This is a genomic window from Candidatus Villigracilis saccharophilus, from assembly GCF_016711665.1.
The window spans coordinates 1-20,480 of record NZ_JADJSO010000034.1; the positions used below are offsets into that span (position 1 = coordinate 1).

A 20,480-nucleotide genomic window follows, 5' to 3' on the forward strand; every position below is an offset into this window, starting at 1 on the left:
GTCGAGCCGCCGACGAGCATGGTGGTGGCTGCGATCATTTTGAATGAAAGTCACGCTCGTTTCAATTCTAGGAGGCGCGGTGATCTCTGGTTGGGATCTGGGTTGGTGAATAGATAATGATGAATTGTGAAGGATGAAGGATGAATGGAAGAGCAACACAAAATGCAAAATTGGAAAACCGAAAATCGGTTGGAGGTTGAGAATACAGAAAGGGGATCTCCAGCTATCGAGAGTGCCCAGCTCGATGACTATTCCCAACTCCCTCGGCATAAGTTTCCGCATCGGACTCTAAGCCCCAGCCTGCGTGCAAAAGTCTCAAGCAGTTCTGTCGCTGGGACATGAGGCTTAGCCTGTGGAATGATCCATTCGGGTTATCGTTGGGTTTGGCGGGCGTCCGTTCCGCTTGCCGATGCTGCCGAAGCAGTGTGGTTCTTTATGGGTCAAAGGAAAATTATTTATCATTCAAAGAGGGGGCAACCACAAGGGTTTGCCCACGCATTGCTCGCAAATGGATTTATGGCGCAGATATTTCGTTCGCCGATGTTACATCCATTGTTGATTTTGGCTGGGCTTGTGCTGCCCTTCTCGCGGAAAGTTGCTAGAAAAATTATTAAGCAAGGTGATTCAAGAAGATAGTTTTCACTGACGAATGTCACGACAGCAAGCCGTCGGACCCAGAGTCAGAGTCAAGGCGTGGATGTCACCAATGGCACAGATACAGGCTAGAGTGGAGCGAGAAGCGCGTTGTCTGGTATGTGGATGAAACCCCAATGTTTGAGTCGCTTGTGAGTCCAAATCCTTCCTTTGGGAGTCATCATCTGATCGATAATCAATATGCGGCGTTCACACCTGAAGGGAAGATCGCGTTTGGGGTTTTGAAGGGGGAAGATGAATGGCTGGAGGTGGCAGATATAGTGATGAGGAATGAGGAGGAGAAACGAGTATAAAGGCTCTGATAAACTCAGAGCCTTTTTTACTTCTCACTTATTACTCATTTCCTTTTTGACTTTACACTTGCACCTTTTCGCCTTCGCCATTTGCATTTGAACGACTGCGTAGATCAAACCAATCCCGAGGCAATTGCGCCAAGCATGTTAATGTTGATCGGTAACATTAATTTGCGGGCAACGGTATCGAGGAAAATTCCGAGGATGAAGAGGCCGCCGAACATGCGGTTGTGATAGAAGCAAAAGCCAGAGAACCAGGTGGGCCAGAAAGTTTCAAATCCTTGGGCGCGGCATCGGGGCGCGGCTTGGTCAATACTGCGACTGCGTATATGGCGCTGCGCGGCAAAGATGACCAACAGCATCAGCGTGGAAAATATCCAGTGGCAACCAGATAAAAAAATAACACCATACGCGATGACAATGGAGGCAATATTTGCGTAGCGTGCAAAGGTCTGACCGACGCGCACAGGGAATGCCGACACCTTTTTCTTATCATCTTCCATCTTATCAATATGCTTGCCGATGTTAATACTTGCAACGCTCAAACCAAAAAAGGGACGCCTGCAAGCGCAACCTTGAACACGTTGGAGATGTCGCCGCCAGAACCGAGGGCGAGGACATACACAGCCCCGATCATGATCGGTCCCCAGATCAGGAAGATGGACAACTCACCGATGCCCCAATATTTAAACGGCCATGTATAGAACAATAGAACAAGCGCACCAAAGGCGAACAAGCCGATGATATAGGGATTGAAACTTGTGTAGACCAAGGCAAATATGCCTGAAAGTGTAGCCAACACCCCACTGACAATGAACCACTTGATCTGGTTTTCCTTCGTCCAGAATTTTTGCACGAGCGGATGCACGCCATATTGTGTACGGAAGTAGTTATCCTTATCCACGCCGCGCGAGAAATCGGTGTAGTCATTGAGCAGGTTGTTCGTGCCGGGCGCGATGAACAAGCTTTCAAGGGTCACAATGATCCACGGCAGCCAGGAAAGTAATCATCTCGCCAGGCGAGGAAACCAGCGATGATGCAGGAATAGATTGTTGCATCCCACTCTTTTTTATTGTCCATTTTGATGAGTTCCCATGAGGCCTTGCGCCACATGGCAAAGTTGATGTGCATTTTCTCTCCTTGAATAGTACTGGAGTCTAATTGGGAATTAACGTGTCTTGGTGTCCAAGTGTCGTGATGGTAATTTCCCAATCAAACTCTTGTGTAAATAAAAAGTTACGAACGTGCGGGATTATACAACTCTTTTGTGAAATAGGATACTTATGCCTGAATAATGAATATGAAAAGCCCTAAAAATTTTCTGTTTCTTTCAACAACCCACCAACTTCAAAAAGATAATAATGACAGAGTAAATTAAATAAAGTTAATTTCTAATATTATTCTAGTCACCTGACAGTTTCAATAACGTGTACAAAGTAATACCGAAATTCGAATAGAGCGAATCAAATTTCTTTCGATGAAACGCAGTCCGATTTGGAAGAGTTCAGTCACGGCGATCTATTCGATCCACCAAATGACGAATCCAGCTCGAGCGTACGACCCTCTTTCTGGTTGAAACGAGCCAAACATAAAAGAAGTGCAACGGCTAAAGTCAAACGAGATAAACGAGGTGCTAGTGTCGCAACATAGTATGTCGAGATCGAATCATGCCATGTTTTTGAAGTCGCCGAACATTTCTTCGATCCACACGCGACGACGATAAATTTTAACGAACCGTCAAAGTCTGGTCCGCAGATTGGTCGCCAAACACCAAGGTTCCCTTCGCCGATCCTGCCAATAAACCAAGGCTGACACCGATAGATCCCGTTTTTAGTCAGGCAGGCTTTCTGAAACCAAGCGTGGGTTCTGTCCGGGATGATCCATTCGTCCAAAGCTACCCAACTCCTCGCCAGCTGAGCTGTTCATTGATCCAGAGACCAGGTTCCCGTTTTCGGCGCAGCACATAGAACCAACGCCATTGATCCAGCTGTCGCAGAACGAAAATCGAGCCAAATTCGCTATCTCCGACCAGAAAAACAGGTGTCTTTGGGCAACAGGCTTCTAACGTACTTGAGCAGACGCACCTGTTGTTTGCCAGTGCTGTGTCCACGGACATGCTTGACCCAAGACCAGGCGATCGGCACAGCTCGTTTTCGATAGGCCAGACTGACCATCAATAGTTGGTGACCAAACCCAACTTTGGTGCCGTCCACGATCAGACGGATCTCGCCGACCCATTCAAATTGGGACTGCATCCAACACTTTGCAATCGGTTTGTACCAACTGCGTACTTCTATCGCAGAGTCTCGCTAGGAAACGACTCAATCTCCGAGTGATATTTACATTCTTGGCAGGACTCGATCACTTTCCCCCGCCACCTTTACATGAGGTTGTTTTACTTGAATGACTATGAAAAAATACCAACCAACAGCCAAACAAAGTTTTGAACTTGGGTAATTTTTGCTCGGCCGCAATTCACAAATTCGTTGAATCCAAGTACGATAGGTCTCGTTGATCGGCATTGGAACCTCCAGGTGAAATCGTTTGTCGCAAAACAACTTTACCCGATTTCCGTGCCGATCAACATCTCTTTTGTTAAACTGTCAGGTAGCTAGATATTATTTCAGGCCAAACAAGAAGAAATATATGGCCGATCCCCAACAAAAAACAGTAACACTTAATCCTTGAATCACAGCCCATTTACCATATACACTTCGCAATGCCATAGGTATTTCTTTTCGAATGACAACAATCACACCATAAAAACCAGCTATAAAGAAACTTAGAGCAAATGCCGTCCCAGTTAGTGGCTTCTTTGACAAAAACAAAATCAGAATACCTAAAAATGGGGGGAAAATCGTCACCAAACTTAATCCAACTCTTTTCAAAATCAATTTATTTCTACCAACGATTTGATCTGTTTTGTTTGACAAAGGAAAACCACCTATTCAGCCTGAATTTGGATAAAGAATCCATCCTTAATAAAACAGTATTTATCGATATTTTACTATCAATAAAAGTCCCGAAAGATTTTCATCTTTCGGGACTTTTATTTAATCCAAAATCTTTATCGCCAGAAGGCTGGCAGGAAAATTCTTAGTGCCACATCGACCAACAATCCCAGCATGAAGAGCGAGCCAAAGGAGCGGTTATTGCGGAAGGCGATGGGCGCGAAGTAGAGCGGCCACCCACCCTGCCCGTCAGGAAATCCTTCGGGACGGGTATCAGGCTTGGGCTTTGTTAGAGGCGGGAGGCTTTCACGCAGGGCGGGAATAGCGAAGAGTATGATCAGCATGATGGGTGTGAAGAACTTAATCGCAATCAGATAGCCTGTGAATAAATACGGCAGGACCATCATGGCGATCACAGCGTAGCGCGCGGCTTTTTCACCGATGACCACTGGCAGGGTGTGAATGTTCTTGGCTTTATCCACGTTGATCTTGTCAATGTGTTTGCCAAAGATGACCGTGGTCACGCCCAATACATACGGCAGGCTGGCGATCGCAACCGACCAATTCCACTGATGAGTTAGCACGTAATAGCCGCCGCCGATCATGAGTGGTCCCCAAACCACAAGGACCGCGATCTCACCGAGACCAAGTCCCTTGAGCGGCCAGGTATAGAACAAGACAAAGAACGCACCCGCGCCAAGCAATACCCAAATGGTCGGGTCGTTGGCGTTGATGAAGATCAGGTACAGTCCTGCAACGAGCGCGAGGATGCCAGTCACAGCGAAATATGTCAGATGCTCGCGCTTGGTCATCAGGCCAGAAGCGATCGGCTGCGCGCCGTACATGGTGCGGTAGTAATTATCCTTATCCACACCGCGCACGAAATCAGTATAATCATTGAAGATATTATTGCTGGCATGTGCCATGATCAAGCCAAAGACAAGCGCGATCCACGGGATGAAATTGAAAGAACCATCACGCCAGGCGAATAAGCCAGCCAGTGCGGCAGAGATAAAGGTCATTACGAGAACCGCCGCGCGGGTCGAGATCAACCACCTGGAGACCACATCCAGCCCTGCCCATTCTTCCTTTGAAACCTCTGGGATCACATTCAACGCTTTTTTCCACATTGCAAAATTCATGTCATACTCCTAAAAGAAATTTGGACAATTATACTCAAATCAGGTCAGATAACCGATAATTAGTAATTCTCCATATTAATAATGTCATTGCGAGAGAACTCCTCCCGAAGCAATCTCCTAATGACAGCAGATTGCTTCGCCGCCAAGTGCAAGAACGCGGCTCGCAACGACATTTCTATAATAAGGGTTACAGCCAGCAGAGATTTACAATTCACTGGTCATGATGAAGAGCGGTTTCATCTCGAAGTTTTCATACTTGGGACGGTAACGGTCTGTATCGTAAAAACGGTTTACATCAACAATCTTTTTGGTTGATGTGATGATGTCCAAAGGCATGTTGTCGTAGCGGCCGTTCTTCAAGACCACCAGCCTGCCGTGGATACCGCTCAACACAAGGTCGAGAGCCAGATTGCCAAACGCCATCGGCACGATCGAGTCAATCGCATCCGGGTCACCGCCGCGCACCATGTAACCAAGTTTCTGATTGATCACATCCACAGTCTTGCCCTTGTTGTATTTGGCTGAACGATCCTTGATCTGCGCCGAGACCAGGTCGCCGATCCCACCCAGCTTGGCATGGCCATACGCATCAGTGGTACCGTCCTTGAAGACCATTTCGCCGCCTTCATACATGGCCCCCTCTGAGATCAGCATCACGGAATAATGACTTGGGTTGGCGTCGCGGTCTTTTACCATCACTTCTGTCAAATGGTCGATATTAAATTTATACTCCGGGATCACACAGCGGTTTGCCGCTCCAGCCATCGTCGGCAGCATGGCGGTAAAACCTGCATAACGTCCAAACACCTCAAGCACCATAAAACGTTCATGCGAACCGGCGATGGTCCGCAAACTATTGGTCAGTGAAATAGTGCGGGTCACGCATGTGCTAAACCCAATACAGTAATCCGTGCCGGGCACATCGTTATCCATCGTTTTCGGAATGGCAACCACTTTGAAGCCTTCCTTATACAGACGGACACCATAACTAAGGGTATCGTCGCCGCCAATGGGGATCAGGTAATCCACGCCGAGGAAGGCGAGGTTTTTTAGCACCTCAGGAGTTAAGTCATTGCGTTCCTCTGTATATTTATCACGCAGGTGCAGCGGGACATCTCCTTTTTTAACCTTGCTCGGATTGGTGCGCGAGCTATGCAGGAATGTGCCGCCCGTTCGACCCGCCCTGTTGACGATCTCTTCAGTCAGGATCTGATAATTATTGCTATTATCAGCATCCTTCTCGCGAATCACATCCACCAGACCACCCCACCCGCGGCGGAACCCGACGACTTGATAGCCTTCACGCAGTGCACGAATGGTCACTGCACGAATGGCAGGATTCAAGCCTGGCACATCGCCGCCCCCGGTTAGAATACCGATCACACCCTTCTTTTTATTTGTCATTTTATCCTCGCTATTTATGAAAATGGCTTTTCGTATCCTGCAATTATTTTATCCCAAATTAAATTTGATTCCATATCAATGGTCTGAAATTCAGGGTGGGATTCGAACCATGCCAGGGAGCGGCGCAAGCCATCCGCCCAAGTAACCTCACAACGATAATCAGGCACATATTTTTTGATCTTGCTGTTATCAAAAACTACGCTGTTCGATTTATCACCGATCAGGCTTCCCACCGCTTCACTATCAAATCGCGCAACAAAGTCACTGGGGATGTAAACCACGTTCCTGGCCTGACCGAGAGCCTGATACGCTTCGAGATAGATCTGATTCCAACTCAATACCTGGTCAGATGTTATCTGAAAAACTTCACCAACAGCATTTTTCTCACCCAATAAACCGACCAGCCCTTTGGCGAAATCAGCATGCCAGGTGAGCACCCAAAGCGAGGTGCCATCACCGGGGATGATGATTTTTTGACCGCGCTGCATGCGGTCAATGATTGTCCAAGGATGCCGCCAACTAGTGAGGCAAAGGGGGATCTGCGATGGGCCATAAGTATGCGAGGGGCGAATGATGGTGACAGGAAAGCCGTCAGCGCGATATGTTTTCATCAATAAATCTTCGCAAGCGATCTTATTACGTGAATATTCCCAAAACGGGTTTTCCAGCGGAGTCTCTTCGGTAATGAGATAATTTTGCACTGGCTTCTGATAAGCGCTGGCTGATGAGATGAATACAAATTGATCCGTCTTATCACGAAAAAGGGAAATATCACGTTCAATGTCTTGCGGCGAAAATGCGATGAAGTCCACGACTGCGTCAAAGCGATGACCAGCCAACAGCGCAGAAAGATACTGCGGGTCAGCGTGGATATCTGCCTGTAGAATAGTCGCGTGTTTGGGCGCAGGGTATTTCGTTGACACAGATCTATTCAAAAGAAACAACTCGTGACCGCGCTCAATTGCGAGATCGCTGCACGCAGAGGAAATTACACCTGTGCCGCCGATAAAAAGAAATTTCATTTACCCCTCGCCCATTTCAGGAATCGGGTCCACAGTAGCCCGGTTGGCAAGGTAATTTTCCACGACAAAGAAGATCAATGCAGCCCATACAATTCCAAAACCGATCAATTGATGCTGACTGAACGGTTCCTTATATAGAAATACGCCAAGTAAAAATTGAATGGTGGGGGCGATATACTGAAGCAAGCCAACAACCCATAATGGAATTGACTTGGCCGCAGAAGCGAACATGAGCAGAGGAATCGTAGTGACAACCCCCGCGCCGATCATCAGCAAGTCAGAGCTGGTACCGGTATGGAGGAATGCGGCGGTGCTGTTGGCTTCCATCGCGATCAAATAAATGAATGCGGGAACAAAGAGGATGGCAGTTTCTATGGTCAGGCCGTACAGAGAGCCGAGCGGCGAAAGCTTCTTGACGAGTCCATACAGGCCAAATGAAAAAGCGAGCGTCAGGGCAATATAGGGCAGGCGGCCATATATAAAAGTTAAGTAGGTCACGCCGATAGCGGCAAGAACAACAGGAATCCATTGGGCGGAACGCAGGCGCTCTTTAAGGAAGATAACTCCCATCAACACGCTAAAGAGCGGATTAATGAAATACCCGAGGCTGGTTTCCACAATAAAATTTGAATTGACAGCCCAAACATAAACCAGCCAGTTGATACCGATCAGGATGGCGGCAATTGTATAAATTCGCAGTACTTTTAGGTTAACCGTCTTGCGAAATTCATCCCATTGTTTGGTGAGGACAATGACCACCAGCAATAGCAGGCACGACCAGATGATGCGGTGCCCGATCAGTTGAATGGCAGGGACATGATGAAGAAACTTCCAGTAAATGGGGAAGAATCCCCAGGCAAGATATGCGCCGATTCCATACAAAATTCCTTTGTTCATTTAACTCCTTTAAGAAAATCATATAATTTAACACTTAAAATCTCCGTCGTTTCGTTTTGACGAAGATTTCGGCTATTTCTCTCTACTGAAAACTACTCGTATGAGCCGCGGGACACTTTGTGGGTTGAGAAAGAGGGCATATATCCGCGTTTTCGGCGTTTATTCGAATCGAACTTTGATATATGGCAAGAGTATAAGCGGAGAATATTAGATACACCAGCAAATATTCGGGCAACGCTTAAATAATTATCGCTCAAGCGCTTGCGAATTTAGCAAACATTTGAGCGATAATTAAAAATAAAATTAATTCTGGAAAATAATGTTTTTATGGAGTAGCTCCAAGCGCCAACACAGGCACTTCCAAAACGATCTTTCCTGCTTTTTCAAATTCGAGTGTAAGGCTGATCGTGGAATCAGCAATTAATTCCTGTTTCATATCCATCAGCATGATGTGATAACTGCCAGGTTTCAATTCCACGCTCCTGCCAGCGGGCAGGTCAATGCCGGGCACATCACCCATGGACATAACATCGCCTTCCATCATCATGGATTCCATAACCTCCACCATCATTGCCTGTTCGCAGGTCGCGCTCAACAAAGTATCCGTTTCGCTGCCGGTATTCTTAACACGCATATATGCAGCGGAAGTTTCCCCTACGCCGGCAGCATGCGCGTAAGGTTCGTAGATTTCGATCCCGGCCTGTGAAAGAACGGGAGAGGCAGTGGAACAGGCTGTCAGGAAAAAAACCAGCATTAAAACAAATGTCAAATATTTTTTCATCATATACTCCTAAATTTTCTTAAGTTGGGAGGCTTTTGCTTGAATAAAACATTAGGATGGCAAATGAATACTTGATTTGCCATCCCGTTTTTATACTTTCTTTTTAAGAAAAAATATATCAGGAAGGTTTGAGTTCGGGATGATAGCCGATCTCATTCGCCGCAAGAATAATCTGTTCTATGGTCAGATTCGTCTCATCAAATTCAACTTCCATGGTCAATTTTTTATAGCTGGCTGTAATGCTTTTTACGCCGGGAATTTCATCTTCCAAACCTTCCAAATGCATAGCACAGTTGGGACAGGTCATATCGGGGACGTTAAAGATTTTCTTCATATTCACATCCATTATTTTTCTAATTGGTTTCTGTCGGCTCCAAGTCAAACACAAATTGACTTGGATACATTCCCATGGAACAGGTGTAGCGAATAATAGCACCTTTTTCCTGCGGCGGGATATTGAATTCAGTACGCCCGGTCACTGGGAGGATCTTCTGGTATTCAAGGCCAGGCACGACAACAGATCGCGCGCAGGATTGCGTGTTGCGCGTCACCCACTCTATGGTAAGTTCCTGATTGGCAGGCAGGTGCAGGATCTGCGGAAAATACCCAAATTCGTTCACTTCAATGGATCTGCCAGTTTGGGCAGGCAGAGCGTAGGCTTGAAGTATGCTAACGGTTCTGGATAATGAGAAGGATGCGCCCGATAAGTTAAGTCCAGTATCGATCTGAACCAATCCCATGATGAGCATGGTCACAGCCACGATACGCGTAAAGTACTTCTCGATGGCTGAGCCTAAACGGGTGGCAAAGTAAGCAACAGAGAAGAACAGCGGTGATGTACCAAGAATAAATGAGAACATGAGGATCGCGCCTTGAATAGGCGAACCTGTGCCAAGGGCGGTCGCCATCATGGCTTGCGTCACCCCACAGGGCAGGAAAATCGTCAGTGTGCCGAGCAACAACGGGGTAAAAAATGACGCGCCATTCTTTGATTTACGGCGAATGTACCGCGTCAGGGCTGAAGGCGGTTCGATCACAAAATATCGGAAGATGGGGTGCACATTGAACATGCGCAGACCATTACCGATCATAAAGATGCCAATTGCGAAATAGAGGATGGCCTGCATAAATGGCGTAAGTTGGAGGACTGATCCAACCGCACCAAGCAAATAGCCCAGGATCGTGTAAGCGATCAACTTGGCTAAAAGAAAGAATAAGATCGGCTGGGCGATGTGTGGTTTGAATTTATGTGTCGAGCCGGCGCCATTATGCGCCTGCATGTCCTGCTCGATCTGATGCGCAAGGGTGCTCGTCAACAATCCGCCTTGAACGGCAAGACATCCCAAGCCTCCAGTGGTCAATCCAGTAATGAATGCAACGATTAGATCCATATATTCCTCTTAGTTGAACAAGCACGATTAAGTTGATAAATATCAATAAAACGGAATAATATTATCATAATTTTTCAGAACAAGAGCGGAAACACGGTAAATTTTACATATGAAGTTTGTCACGTAAATTATGTAATTTATTACCTTGTGGTAATAAAGAAAAATGATAAAATTCTTACAATCTTCTCAAAGATTATCACATTTCTCATAAATAAAACTAGGAGGCTTAAAATGAAATTACGTTTGGTGCAGGGATTGGTACTTTGTCTGCTTTTCGTTTCCGTGGTCACAGGTTGCGCTCCAGCCACCACTCCGACGATCGCTATTGAAAATGGATGGGGACGCCCCTCTCCATCAATGCCTACCGCGGGCGGAATTTTCATGGTGATCAAGAACAACGGAGAAGCTCCTGATAATTTGATCTCTGGCTCAAGCCCGGCTTGCGGTTCGATCGAATTGCATGAGACGGTCATGAAAAGCGATGGCACAATGGGCATGAATCTGTTGGATAAGCCAATCGAAATACCGGCTGGCGGCCAGGTCGAGTTAAAGAGCGGTGACCTGCATATCATGTGCATTATGAAGAAAGATGACGTGTTCAAGTCTGGAACCAATATTGATGTGACTTTGGTCTTCGAAAAATCAGGCGAGATCACAGTTCCTGTTGAAGTACGCGCCGTCCCATCTTTGACAATTGAAAACGGTTGGGGGCGGCCATCCATGGATATGCCAACTGCCGGCGGTATCTTCATGGTAATCAAGAACAACGGGGATGCGTCGGACAATTTATTGTCCGGTTCAAGCCCAGCCTGTGGATCGATCGAATTACACGAGATGGTCATGAAGAGCGATGGAACGATGGGTATGAATTTGATGGATAAGCCAATCGAAATCCCAGCTGGCGGCGAGGTCGAATTGAAGAGCGGCGGGCTACATGTCATGTGTATCATGCGAAAAGACGATGTATTCAAACCCGGCGCCACTATTGACCTGACATTGGTCTTCGAAAAGTCGGGAGAGATTACCGTTCCTGTTGAAGTTCGTATGGAATAAACAACCCCGGATAACAAAAAATCCGCCGAGATAAAACTCGGCGGATTTTTTGCTCTTACAAAGAAATATAAATTAAATTTGGATCAAGGTCATCATCCTATTGAGGCTTTTTTGTGCATTTTGAAAATCCATCACCTCGCCCCCAAATCCCAGAGTAAAACGAGTTGCATCTTCACGATTTGAAAAACTAAGTATTGATGGGCTACAGCATAGCGTTACTGAGCTGTTTAACACATACCAAGCCTGGCTGACATTGAGCATTTTTCCATAAATAAAATCAACGGTCATGGCAGTGCTGACGTTTGAATTGTTCGCCAGCGCCATCATCCCGCAGTGAGAACAGCAAGCCGATAATTTCTTTCCATCTGTCTGCTCAATGATAAATGTGGTCCTGGCATTCGTCTCACCTCGACATTGGACGCATCGTGTTGAGGTTGTTTCAACTTGGCTAATCCCGCCGGGGATTTTTGCAACCAACCCCATTTGGGAAAGTTCCTGGATCTCACGATATGCGGTAGCTTGGGAAATCTGAAGAGCCAGGCGTAAATCCTCAATGGAGATATCTTTTTTTTCTTGAACGAGTTTTATTATTTCTCGTTGACGGGGGGATAAATTTTTCATGGCTTGACTCCTGAAAACAGGTATGATAAAGTTGGATAAGTTTATCACTATTTATCACATTTTATCATCTGTCGAATATAGAAAATCTGCAATAGAAATCACATTAAAACGAATTGTATCAGATTTGAAACTTAGACAAAAGTGCGCTCATTCATTTTTTAATTTGTAAACGGAGGTTCAGTATGGCTCTCAATGATTTTCAGGAAATTTCTTCAGACTCACCTCATGGCGTTGTTGTTGTAAATAGTGGTTCCCTGCTTGATGAAGGTGTAGTTTGTTTGATCAGTTCAGAGTCAAGCCTTGATGTTTCAACTGTTAATTTCGAAAATGAGGATGTGTTAGTAAATGATATTATTTCGAAAAACCCAGAAGTTGTTGTCATGGGGCAGAATGGCAGCCTAAAGATCGAAAAAGTATACAAAATGCTAACCAGTTTTTCAAACATGACCAAACTGCGCATGATCATCTTCCACTCTAATGATAATGCAGTAGATATTTTCTCTCAGCAACAACTTAATTCAATGCGTAGTGATAACTTCATCCAACTTGTTCAGGGAATCTAGCTGATAACCCTGTCAACAATAGATTAAGGTGCTAATTTTCTTAAAAACGCACCTTAATTTTTTTATTCATATTCTAGATAAATTTTATAAAATATGTGCGTATTTATACCTCACGCCTCTGGGGGTTTTCAACTTACTTTTTCGTTGCGGCATGGAAATTCCACCCCATTTGGGACTTTATTCCGCGCGAACTGCCGGAGAATATGGTGACCTGCCCATAACCTGGTTATGGGTTTCGAGAATCAAGCGCTGGACCTTATTGATTACAGCGTAAGAAAAAATATTTAGAAAACCAAAGGAGCTAAAGTCATGAAAGTTTTATATCGTGTCATTTGTTTGTTTGCCCTTGTCATTCTGCTGACCGCTTGTGGCGGCAAGGCCATCGCCACAGAACCTGTTGCAACCCCGACTGAAATACCAATAGACACATCACCGAATGCCACGGAAGTGACAACAGCCTTAGAGACGCCCGTCCCAATAGAATCAGCCGACCCGTTCGAAGTAAGCGTTACCCAACACATCATGGATACCGCAGGCTTTCATGAAATCTCAACCGCATTGGGTGAGACTCAAACCATTGATCCAGAATATTTTTCTACAGTCACAGGCGTTGTTAAAGTTTTGTCTCAAACCACCTGGCCAGCTGATTTGCAAGATCAAGCACATGCATTCATTGATAGTTTGACCGCTTTCGCCGCGGCCCTGGAATCTGATAATGTCACTGATGCGGTTGCATTATCTGAAACCGTACATGATGCCCAGCATGAGCTATCTCATGAAGTTGAACATTGGCTGGGTGATGCTCAAGCAAAGACAGACGCAGATCCAGTTGATATCAGTGTGGCCCAGCAGTTCATGGACTCCGCAGGCTTCCACGAAATGGCTACAGCTTTGAGCGAAACCCAAACCATTGACCCGGAATATTTTTCAACTGTTATCGGAGTCAAGACCGTTCTGTCTCATACTACCTGGCCATCCGAGTTGAATGATCAGACGCAGTCATTCATTGAATCACTCGGCGCATTCGCCACTGCATTGGAAGCCGACAATGCAGCAGAGGCTGTTGAATTATCAGAAACCGTGCATGACGCCCAGCATGAGTTGTCTCACGAAATCGAACACTGGCTGGGTGATGCTCAAGCAGTCACAACTGAATCAGGCGGATTCGATCTCAGCATTGCGCAGTATTTCATGGACAAGGCTGGTTTCCACGAAATGGCAACTGCGCTCGGCGAAACTCAAACCATTGACCCGGAATATTTCTCCACAGTGTCCGGTGTTCAGACCGTCCTTTCTCAGGTTGTCTGGCCGTCAGATCTAAACGATCAGGCGCAGGCATTCATCGAATCGCTTGGAACCTTCTCCGCCGCGCTGGAAGCTGATAATATTGCAGACGCCGTGGAATCCTCCGAAATCGTACACGATGCCCAACACGAACTCTCCCACTCCATCGATCATTTCCTCGAAGGCCATGCGCATTAAAGCGCTGCTGATCGGAATATTAATAGCAGGCGGTCTCCTCTTCACGGAGACCGCCCATGCTCATTCCGCGTACGTGCGTTCCAACCCCGGCGCTGATGCTGTCATTGCCACGTCCCCGGCCAAAGTTGAGATCTGGTTCTCGCAGGAATTATTCAGGCGCAAAGGCGAGAACGTCATTCACGTCAGCGGGTCAGACGGGCGGGAAGTCAGCCGTGGCGAAACACAAATTGACGATGATGACCGCACGCACATTTGGGTCGAACTTAATTCAAACCTGCCAGCGGGAAAATACCTCGTTGAGTGGAAAAATATTTCCGTGGAAGACGGTCATTCCACTGAAGGAAGTTTCAGCTTCAGCATTGACCCGCAAGCCGCAGTGACCTCCACCCCGATGGGCGAATCAAACGCGATTCCCACGCTGACAAATACCCCCCTCCCAGAGTCAACGCCTCAACCCGTGCCGACAACTGCTCCTATTTCGACAAACAATCCCTGCGCCGGCGGACTTGCGCCGATAACCGGGCTGGTCTTCTTTGACATTCTGCGCCGCCGAAGGAAACAAACCGATCCATGAACTTAAAAAAAATAAGCGCAATCACTTTAATGGTTTTGGTCGCAAGTTTATTGGTCACAGGGAATGCGCTTGCCCACGCATTGCTCCTCCGTTCATTACCGGTTGCAAATTCTGAACTTCCCCAACCTCCCGAAAAAATAGAAATGTGGTTCAGCGAACCACTAGAAGCAGACTTCAGTTCTGCGCGTTTATTAAGCACCAGCGGCGAAGAAATCCGCATTGACGCGGCTGAACTTGATCCCAACGACCCAACTCACTTAACAGTTTTGCTCAGCCAACTTGATCCCGGCATTTACACCGTGGCATGGAAAACACTCTCGCGCACCGACGGTCATGAATGGTACGGAAGTTTTCCCTTCACAGTACTCAATCCCGACGGCACACGCCCCGATGGGACAGCTGCAGCTCTCGACCTTGAAAATCGAAGCGAGCTGCCCACCCTTTTACAAACCATCTCACGCTGGCTTGCGCTCATGGGCGGAATTTTATTTTTAAGCGTGCCTCTCTTTTATAAATTTGTACTCACGAACTCGGTTGATTCCAATGAAAACCTGAAAATTCGCCTGCATGACTTGGCAATTAAAATCGTAACACTCTCTGTGCTGGCGGTCATCCTCGGTTCTTGGTTGCAAATTGCTTTGCAGGCCTCCCGCCTTGAGAGTCTGTCATTCCTTCCGCGCCTGATTTATGCCACGCACACCGGCGCATTGATCTTATCCCGTCAGGCGCTTCTTCTCTCTGGCCTGTTGCTTTTGAATAGAAGTAAACGCTGGCAATTCATCACAGTTGCAATTTATGACGTCTTCATCTTGTTGTTATGTCTTGTCTCTGGGATACAAGGCGAAGTCGTTTCATATTCCGCATTGATCCTTGCGGTCATTGTCATCGCATGGGCCTGGCGCAAAGCCTCCATCGAGGATCAAAGCTGGAACTCATTACTAATTCTTGGCTTCATCACGCTTCTGTATTTTTCACTTGGCAGTCATGCCGTCGCGACGGCTGGAAGTTTCTGGGCCATCCTCAGCGACTATATTCACCTATTGGCAACATCCGCATGGGTCGGCGGGCTGATGCTCCTGCCGCTTGTGCTCGACTCCATTCGCGGGAACTCCCCCGCACCAGAAAGAGCCGCACTTGGTCCGCTCTTTCGCAATTACGGCTATATCGCAAAATTTTCTTTTTTTCTATTGCTCACCAGCGGACTCTTCAACAGCCTCGTTCAATTTCCCACATTCGCCAGCATCATCCACACAGCCTACGGGCGCGTCTTATTGATCAAACTCGCGGCGGCGTTGATCGTTTGGCAGCTTTCCACTCTTAGCATACGCATCCTGCGCGGCAAAATGGACGCGGAACAATTTGCGGTCAACCTGAAACTCTTCATTCAAAAAATAACTCAGGCCACGCTGATCGGTTTGGTGTTGATGCTCGCGGTCGCTGTACTTGTGCAAACCCAGCCGCCCAAATCCAGTTCACCACAGGTCGATACTTCGTATCACAACATTGTCAAGGCAGATGATCTTTCAATTCATATTCAGGTAACGCCTAACGAGCCGGGCAGCAATCAGTTTTATGTTCAGCTTTCTCATGAGGACGACTCTTTGGTCGGGGATGTGCAACTCGTGCGGCTTTTATTCAACTACGAAGATGCGCAAGTCGGCCAATCAAACGCGGACCTGACTCAACTGGGGGCTGGTTCATACACTCTCGAGGGAGTCTACCTGAATCAACCCGGCATGTGGACAGTTTCAGTCTACGTACGGCGGCGCGGCATGGACGATGTGATCGCCGACCTGAGAGTCAATGTGCCCGACCCGGCAGAGATGATTCAGAAAACAGAACCATTCCAAAGTCCAGTTAAGACCGTGCCGGTGAATGGAATACTATCCGGGCTGACGATCGCGCTTTCGGTGGAAATATTCCGCTGGAGGGCAACCATCAAACAAATTATGCCGGGGAGATTCAATGCATTCATCATTAGTGCTTATACTCTTATTGGAATTGGAACATTTTTTGGGGTAATGGCGGTTTTAGGAAACTGATAATTTTAGAAATTTCTGGCAATATCCACATTCGATTGCGAGTGTTAATTGCGCTCGAAATCTTTACCACCCACAAGATTGGTAATTCAAGATTATTTCAATAGAATTCGCAGGACAGACTCTTAAAAAAAATCACCAGCCCTTCAATTCAGGTCCTGGTGATTTCTGTTCCATTTTTCAAATCTATTTTACATCAATGACAAAACTTAGCTGCTGTGCTTGTCTTGCATAATTATACTCAAACCAAACTTTATACTTTCCTGGTTTTGGGAAAGTAACTGAGAATAATAAATTATTCGTGTCAGTAAGCTCCGCTCGTAGAAAAGTCTTTAATTCTGCGTCGATAATATTCAAAACCAGGTGACTTCCAGAGGATAAACCAACTTCCCCATCCACTGGATTATTTTGAGCATCCACTGCATCGAAATTAATAATGGAAGGCTGCCCGGCTTTTAACACTCCATCATAGGTCAATGTAATCGTCAGATCGCCGCTCTTTTTCGTAAGTGATTCTGCAGAAGACAGGGCTGCAGGTTGCGTCTTAACCGACCCAACATCCACCGGCAAGGCCAGAGTCATTCGGTTCCGACCGGTTGGCTGGAATTCCACGAACACGACATATTGCCCTTCCGCAGGGAAATTGATCACCGGCTGGATCTTAAACGGATTGGTTTGAGCAGACGGCTGTTCAGTAGCTTGCGGAGTAAGTTGTGTCACGACCGCTGTCGGCACTCCCATATCAGGACCGCCCATACCGCCGCCACCGCCAGTCCTGCCACTGTTCACTTCCACGACAAATGGATCGACAATAACCGGTTCTGCATGCAAAAAGGATAAATCCCGGGGAGCAACCGCTACAAAGGCATAATATACAATTCTTCCAAACTGACTTGGTACCAAACTAGTCAGAGGGTTGCCGAATTGATCAAGGATTTGTATATCCAGAGTCATAGGTCTACCCGCTACGATGGGTGTTGTTTGATCTATGACAGCATGAAAAATCGCAAAAGGCGCTATTCCGTTCTCTTGCGGTTTCAACGATGCCCGTGAAAAATTCAGAAAAAGCATTAGTGTGATAACCGCGCCAGCGAATATAGGTGCGAATTCGAGCGTCTTCCGTGTCCAGGTTTTGGGTATTGCAATTGCTTCGATCTTATAATTACGCAACCGTAAGCTGTTTGATACCACAAGCACGCTGCTGAACGCCATCGCGCCAGCCGAGAGCATTGGGTTCAGGTAGCCGAGAGCGGCCAAAGGAATCAGTACAACATTGTAGAAAAACGCCCAGAACAAATTCAGCCTGATTGTGCCAAGCGTCCCGCGTGAAAGCGATATTGTACGCGCAACATTACGCAAATCACCGCTCATCAACGTTACCGGCGCAGCAGCCATTGCCACATCTGTACCTGTGCCTATAGCAAGCCCCACATCCGCCTGAGCAAGGGCGGGAGCATCGTTCACACCATCACCAACCATTGCAACCACGACACCGCCGTCTTGCAATCTCTTGACTTCAGACGCCTTGCCTTCAGGCAATACTTCGGAAAGAACAATATCAATACCAACCTGTTTCGCGATCGCTTCGGCAGTTTTCTTGTTATCACCTGTGATCATCGCGACCTTGAGACCCATACGATGCAAGTCAGCGACCGCTTCTTTTGACCCTTCCTTTATGGTATCCGCTACGGCAATAATTCCTACAGCCTGACCATCGACTGCAACCAACATCGCTGTTTTTGCTTCTGATTGCAAACGCGCCACCTCGAGTGCGAGCTGGCCTAATTGGATTCCACGTCCTTCGAACATGCGAACATTCCCAACAATGACGTTTTGCATCTCAACTTCAGCCTGCACGCCATACCCAGCCTCTGCTTTAAAACCCGCAGGTTCAACCAATTTCAATTCACGGGTTGTCGCTTCAGCCCATATCGCTTCACCAAGTGGGTGTTCACTCCCCTTTTCAACAGAGGCAGCCAGTCTCAACAACTCATCCTGTTTCCATTTTCCAATTACGACCACATCAGTAACAGCCGGCTGACCTTTCGTGATGGTTCCAGTCTTATCCAATACAACAATCTTTACCCGGCCAGCGCGTTCCAGGGCTTCGCTGTTGCGAAAAAGGATCCCCATTTCGGCGGCTTTTCCTGTCCCCACCATAATGGCGGTCGGCGTGGCAAGCCCCATCGCGCACGGACAGGCGATCACCAGTACTGCCACCATAAAGATCAAAGCTCGAGTGAAATTATCAACAGTAGAAGTAACAGGCAGCGCAGGACCAAAAAAATACCAGACCGCAAAAGTCAATGCCGCGATTGCGATCACAATAGGCACAAACACCGCAGAAGCCTGGTCTGCGATTTTTTGGATTGGAGCCTTGCTGCCTTGAGCATCTTCCACTAATTTGACGATCTGTGCCAGTGCGGTCTCTTTACCAACTTTTGTTGCTTCATACTTAAGCATTCCAAGCTTGTTTAGAGTCGCACCAATCACGGGGTCGCCGGGATTCTTTTCAATAGGGAGTGACTCGCCTGTCAGCATGGACTCGTCAATTGTGCTGCGACCTTCTATAACGACGCCATCCACCGCAATCTTCTCACCAGGTTTGACAATAACAATATCTCCAACCCTGACATCATCCACGGGCACTTCAATTTCAACACGATCACGGATGACACGCGCTGTTTTAGCCCGTAATCCCATCATCTTCTTAATCGCATCGGAAGTCCGCCCTTTTGCGCGCGCTTCCAAAAATTTGCCTAACTTAATCAGTGTGATAATAACCGCAGCGGTTTCATAATAGACCTGTCCTGCCAACAAACCAAAGGTGACGGGCAAGGAATAAAAGAACGCGGCAGATGAACCCATCACGATCAGCACATCCATATTCGCAGACCTATTTCGCAGAGCTTTGAACGCGCCTACGTAATATTGCCAACCAACATAAAATTGGACTGGCAGAGCAAATCCGAGCATGACCCAATTAAACCAGGGCTGGGCTGAGCGCATCCCCCCCATTGTGTTGCCAGAATAGACAAAATCAGGCAATAAACCAAAATCCTTGCCCATCGAAAGCAAAAAAAGCGGTATCGTAAAGAATAACCCCACAACCAGGAGATGGCGTTGTTCCTCGATCTCATGTTCACGAGCCTTTGCCTCGGCATCTTCTGCTTCGCCGCCAAGCTCCATGGCCTCAAAGCCCGCTGAAGCAACTGCACGGCGCAGTTCTGCCTGTGTGATGATCGTCGGAACATACTTGACACGCGCTTTTTCAGTGGTAAATGCGACCTGCGCTTCGAGTACTCCCTCAAGTTTTAGGAGTGCCTTCTCCAAACGGGCGGCATCGTTATTATCTGAAAGCCGTTTGATAATGAGATCTGCTTCACCAGTGGCAATGCCATATCCCGCACGATTAACGCGCGCAATGACTTCTGTAAGGCCTAGTTTGCTCGGCTCAAAATCAACCGTAGCACGCTCGGAGGAAAGATTAACAACCGCGCTTTGCACACCATCGAGTTTCTTTAAATTACGCTCTACTGTAGCAACACAGTTCGCACAGGTCATACCGGTAATGGGGAGTGTTAATTGCCTGGTTTCAGTCATAAGAATTCCT

The 20,480-nt window shown here is 47.1% G+C and carries 21 protein-coding genes; 7 read left to right on the top strand and 14 right to left on the bottom strand.

What is annotated here, in order from left to right; all coding sequences use genetic code 11:
- Positions 1–357: 357 nt before the first annotated feature.
- Positions 358–636, top strand: coding sequence for a hypothetical protein (locus tag IPL17_RS11660; protein WP_345307262.1), 279 nt, complete (start codon positions 358–360; stop codon positions 634–636).
- A 134-nt stretch (positions 637–770) separates the two neighbouring features.
- The gene (locus tag IPL17_RS11665; protein WP_345307263.1) at positions 771–947 is read left to right on the top strand and encodes a hypothetical protein; all 177 of its coding nucleotides are present in this window, start codon (positions 771–773) and stop codon (positions 945–947) included.
- A 113-nt stretch (positions 948–1,060) separates the two neighbouring features.
- Here IPL17_RS11665 and IPL17_RS11670 read toward each other — a convergent pair whose 3' ends face one another.
- The 12 genes from IPL17_RS11670 to IPL17_RS11725 all read right to left on the bottom strand — a co-directional run bounded on the left by IPL17_RS11670 (position 1,061) and on the right by IPL17_RS11725 (position 10,535).
- Complete coding sequence (locus IPL17_RS11670) at positions 1,061–1,492, bottom strand: hypothetical protein (RefSeq protein ID WP_345307264.1); 432 nt, start codon at positions 1,490–1,492, stop codon at positions 1,061–1,063.
- Entirely contained in the window at positions 1,489–1,926 is a 438-nt protein-coding gene (locus tag IPL17_RS11675; RefSeq protein WP_345307265.1) for a UbiA family prenyltransferase, read from the bottom strand. The genes IPL17_RS11670 and IPL17_RS11675 overlap by 4 nt, the downstream gene beginning before the upstream one ends.
- Entirely contained in the window at positions 1,923–2,078 is a 156-nt protein-coding gene (locus tag IPL17_RS11680) for a hypothetical protein (protein ID WP_345307266.1), read from the bottom strand. The genes IPL17_RS11675 and IPL17_RS11680 overlap by 4 nt, the downstream gene beginning before the upstream one ends.
- 887 nt (positions 2,079–2,965) lie before the next feature.
- Positions 2,966–3,202: a hypothetical protein gene (locus tag IPL17_RS11685; RefSeq protein ID WP_345307267.1), complete on the bottom strand. Its 237-nt coding sequence runs from the start codon at positions 3,200–3,202 to the stop codon at positions 2,966–2,968.
- Between the two features lie 363 nt (positions 3,203–3,565).
- Positions 3,566–3,880, bottom strand: coding sequence for a hypothetical protein (locus IPL17_RS11690; protein ID WP_345307268.1), 315 nt, complete (start codon positions 3,878–3,880; stop codon positions 3,566–3,568).
- Between the two features lie 134 nt (positions 3,881–4,014).
- Complete coding sequence (locus tag IPL17_RS11695) at positions 4,015–5,040, bottom strand: prenyltransferase (RefSeq protein ID WP_345307269.1); 1,026 nt, start codon at positions 5,038–5,040, stop codon at positions 4,015–4,017.
- Positions 5,041–5,244: 204 nt separating this feature from the next.
- Positions 5,245–6,444 carry a 6-phosphofructokinase gene (locus IPL17_RS11700; RefSeq protein ID WP_345307270.1) on the bottom strand — a complete coding sequence of 400 codons (1,200 nt, stop codon included), beginning with the start codon at positions 6,442–6,444 and terminating at the stop codon, positions 5,245–5,247.
- A gap of 14 nt (positions 6,445–6,458) precedes the next feature.
- Complete coding sequence (locus tag IPL17_RS11705) at positions 6,459–7,466, bottom strand: NAD-dependent epimerase/dehydratase family protein (protein WP_345307271.1); 1,008 nt, start codon at positions 7,464–7,466, stop codon at positions 6,459–6,461.
- Positions 7,467–8,363, bottom strand: coding sequence for an EamA family transporter RarD (gene rarD / locus IPL17_RS11710; protein ID WP_345307272.1), 897 nt, complete (start codon positions 8,361–8,363; stop codon positions 7,467–7,469). It abuts the gene before it with no gap.
- A gap of 325 nt (positions 8,364–8,688) precedes the next feature.
- Positions 8,689–9,144 carry a copper chaperone PCu(A)C gene (locus IPL17_RS11715; protein ID WP_345307273.1) on the bottom strand — a complete coding sequence of 152 codons (456 nt, stop codon included), beginning with the start codon at positions 9,142–9,144 and terminating at the stop codon, positions 8,689–8,691.
- A gap of 118 nt (positions 9,145–9,262) precedes the next feature.
- Entirely contained in the window at positions 9,263–9,478 is a 216-nt protein-coding gene (locus IPL17_RS11720) for a cation transporter (RefSeq protein WP_345307274.1), read from the bottom strand.
- A 19-nt stretch (positions 9,479–9,497) separates the two neighbouring features.
- Positions 9,498–10,535, bottom strand: a complete 1,038-nt coding sequence (locus tag IPL17_RS11725) for a sulfite exporter TauE/SafE family protein (protein WP_345307275.1) — start codon at positions 10,533–10,535, stop codon at positions 9,498–9,500.
- Positions 10,536–10,766: 231 nt separating this feature from the next.
- Between IPL17_RS11725 and IPL17_RS11730 the strand changes: the two genes are divergently transcribed.
- Complete coding sequence (locus IPL17_RS11730; RefSeq protein WP_345307276.1) at positions 10,767–11,588, top strand: copper chaperone PCu(A)C; 822 nt, start codon at positions 10,767–10,769, stop codon at positions 11,586–11,588.
- Positions 11,589–11,660: 72 nt separating this feature from the next.
- Here the strand turns inward: IPL17_RS11730 and IPL17_RS11735 are convergent, their stop codons facing one another.
- Positions 11,661–12,209, bottom strand: coding sequence for a DeoR family transcriptional regulator (locus IPL17_RS11735; protein ID WP_345307277.1), 549 nt, complete (start codon positions 12,207–12,209; stop codon positions 11,661–11,663).
- A gap of 182 nt (positions 12,210–12,391) precedes the next feature.
- On the opposite strand from IPL17_RS11735, the gene IPL17_RS11740 reads away from it, so the two are divergent.
- The 4 genes from IPL17_RS11740 (at position 12,392) to IPL17_RS11755 (ending at position 16,870) form a co-directional block, all read left to right on the top strand.
- Positions 12,392–12,772 carry a hypothetical protein gene (locus IPL17_RS11740; protein ID WP_345307278.1) on the top strand — a complete coding sequence of 127 codons (381 nt, stop codon included), beginning with the start codon at positions 12,392–12,394 and terminating at the stop codon, positions 12,770–12,772.
- A gap of 309 nt (positions 12,773–13,081) precedes the next feature.
- A complete protein-coding gene (locus IPL17_RS11745; RefSeq protein ID WP_345307279.1) occupies positions 13,082–14,254 on the top strand; it encodes a hypothetical protein in 1,173 nt (390 codons plus the stop codon).
- Positions 14,244–14,828, top strand: a complete 585-nt coding sequence (locus IPL17_RS11750) for a copper resistance protein CopC (protein ID WP_345307280.1) — start codon at positions 14,244–14,246, stop codon at positions 14,826–14,828. The genes IPL17_RS11745 and IPL17_RS11750 overlap by 11 nt, the downstream gene beginning before the upstream one ends.
- Positions 14,825–16,870, top strand: coding sequence for a copper resistance protein CopC (locus IPL17_RS11755; protein ID WP_345307281.1), 2,046 nt, complete (start codon positions 14,825–14,827; stop codon positions 16,868–16,870). The genes IPL17_RS11750 and IPL17_RS11755 overlap by 4 nt, the downstream gene beginning before the upstream one ends.
- A 183-nt stretch (positions 16,871–17,053) precedes the next feature.
- On the opposite strand, the gene IPL17_RS11760 is transcribed toward IPL17_RS11755, so the two are convergent.
- Positions 17,054–20,470, bottom strand: a complete 3,417-nt coding sequence (locus IPL17_RS11760) for a heavy metal translocating P-type ATPase (RefSeq protein WP_345307282.1) — start codon at positions 20,468–20,470, stop codon at positions 17,054–17,056.
- Between the last annotated feature and the right edge of the window lie 10 nt (positions 20,471–20,480).

Excerpts from the sequence above, each read along its gene's own strand:
- IPL17_RS11715 (WP_345307273.1), bottom strand. The coding sequence starts at position 9,144 with ATGAAAAAATATTTGACATTTGTTTTAATGCTGGTTTTTTTCCTGACA.
- IPL17_RS11755 (WP_345307281.1), top strand. The coding sequence starts at position 14,825 with ATGAACTTAAAAAAAATAAGCGCAATCACTTTAATGGTTTTGGTCGCA.
- IPL17_RS11720 (WP_345307274.1), bottom strand. The coding sequence starts at position 9,478 with ATGAAGAAAATCTTTAACGTCCCCGATATGACCTGTCCCAACTGTGCT.
- IPL17_RS11735 (WP_345307277.1), bottom strand. The coding sequence starts at position 12,209 with ATGAAAAATTTATCCCCCCGTCAACGAGAAATAATAAAACTCGTTCAA.
- IPL17_RS11660 (WP_345307262.1), top strand. The coding sequence starts at position 358 with ATGATCCATTCGGGTTATCGTTGGGTTTGGCGGGCGTCCGTTCCGCTT.
- IPL17_RS11750 (WP_345307280.1), top strand. The coding sequence starts at position 14,244 with ATGCGCATTAAAGCGCTGCTGATCGGAATATTAATAGCAGGCGGTCTC.
- IPL17_RS11730 (WP_345307276.1), top strand. The coding sequence starts at position 10,767 with ATGAAATTACGTTTGGTGCAGGGATTGGTACTTTGTCTGCTTTTCGTT.
- IPL17_RS11685 (WP_345307267.1), bottom strand. The coding sequence starts at position 3,202 with ATGCAGTCCCAATTTGAATGGGTCGGCGAGATCCGTCTGATCGTGGAC.
- IPL17_RS11695 (WP_345307269.1), bottom strand. The coding sequence starts at position 5,040 with ATGAATTTTGCAATGTGGAAAAAAGCGTTGAATGTGATCCCAGAGGTT.
- IPL17_RS11705 (WP_345307271.1), bottom strand. The coding sequence starts at position 7,466 with ATGAAATTTCTTTTTATCGGCGGCACAGGTGTAATTTCCTCTGCGTGC.
- IPL17_RS11745 (WP_345307279.1), top strand. The coding sequence starts at position 13,082 with ATGAAAGTTTTATATCGTGTCATTTGTTTGTTTGCCCTTGTCATTCTG.
- rarD (WP_345307272.1), bottom strand. The coding sequence starts at position 8,363 with ATGAACAAAGGAATTTTGTATGGAATCGGCGCATATCTTGCCTGGGGA.
- IPL17_RS11760 (WP_345307282.1), bottom strand. The coding sequence starts at position 20,470 with ATGACTGAAACCAGGCAATTAACACTCCCCATTACCGGTATGACCTGT.
- IPL17_RS11665 (WP_345307263.1), top strand. The coding sequence starts at position 771 with ATGTTTGAGTCGCTTGTGAGTCCAAATCCTTCCTTTGGGAGTCATCAT.
- IPL17_RS11725 (WP_345307275.1), bottom strand. The coding sequence starts at position 10,535 with ATGGATCTAATCGTTGCATTCATTACTGGATTGACCACTGGAGGCTTG.
- IPL17_RS11740 (WP_345307278.1), top strand. The coding sequence starts at position 12,392 with ATGGCTCTCAATGATTTTCAGGAAATTTCTTCAGACTCACCTCATGGC.
- IPL17_RS11700 (WP_345307270.1), bottom strand. The coding sequence starts at position 6,444 with ATGACAAATAAAAAGAAGGGTGTGATCGGTATTCTAACCGGGGGCGGC.
- IPL17_RS11680 (WP_345307266.1), bottom strand. The coding sequence starts at position 2,078 with ATGCACATCAACTTTGCCATGTGGCGCAAGGCCTCATGGGAACTCATC.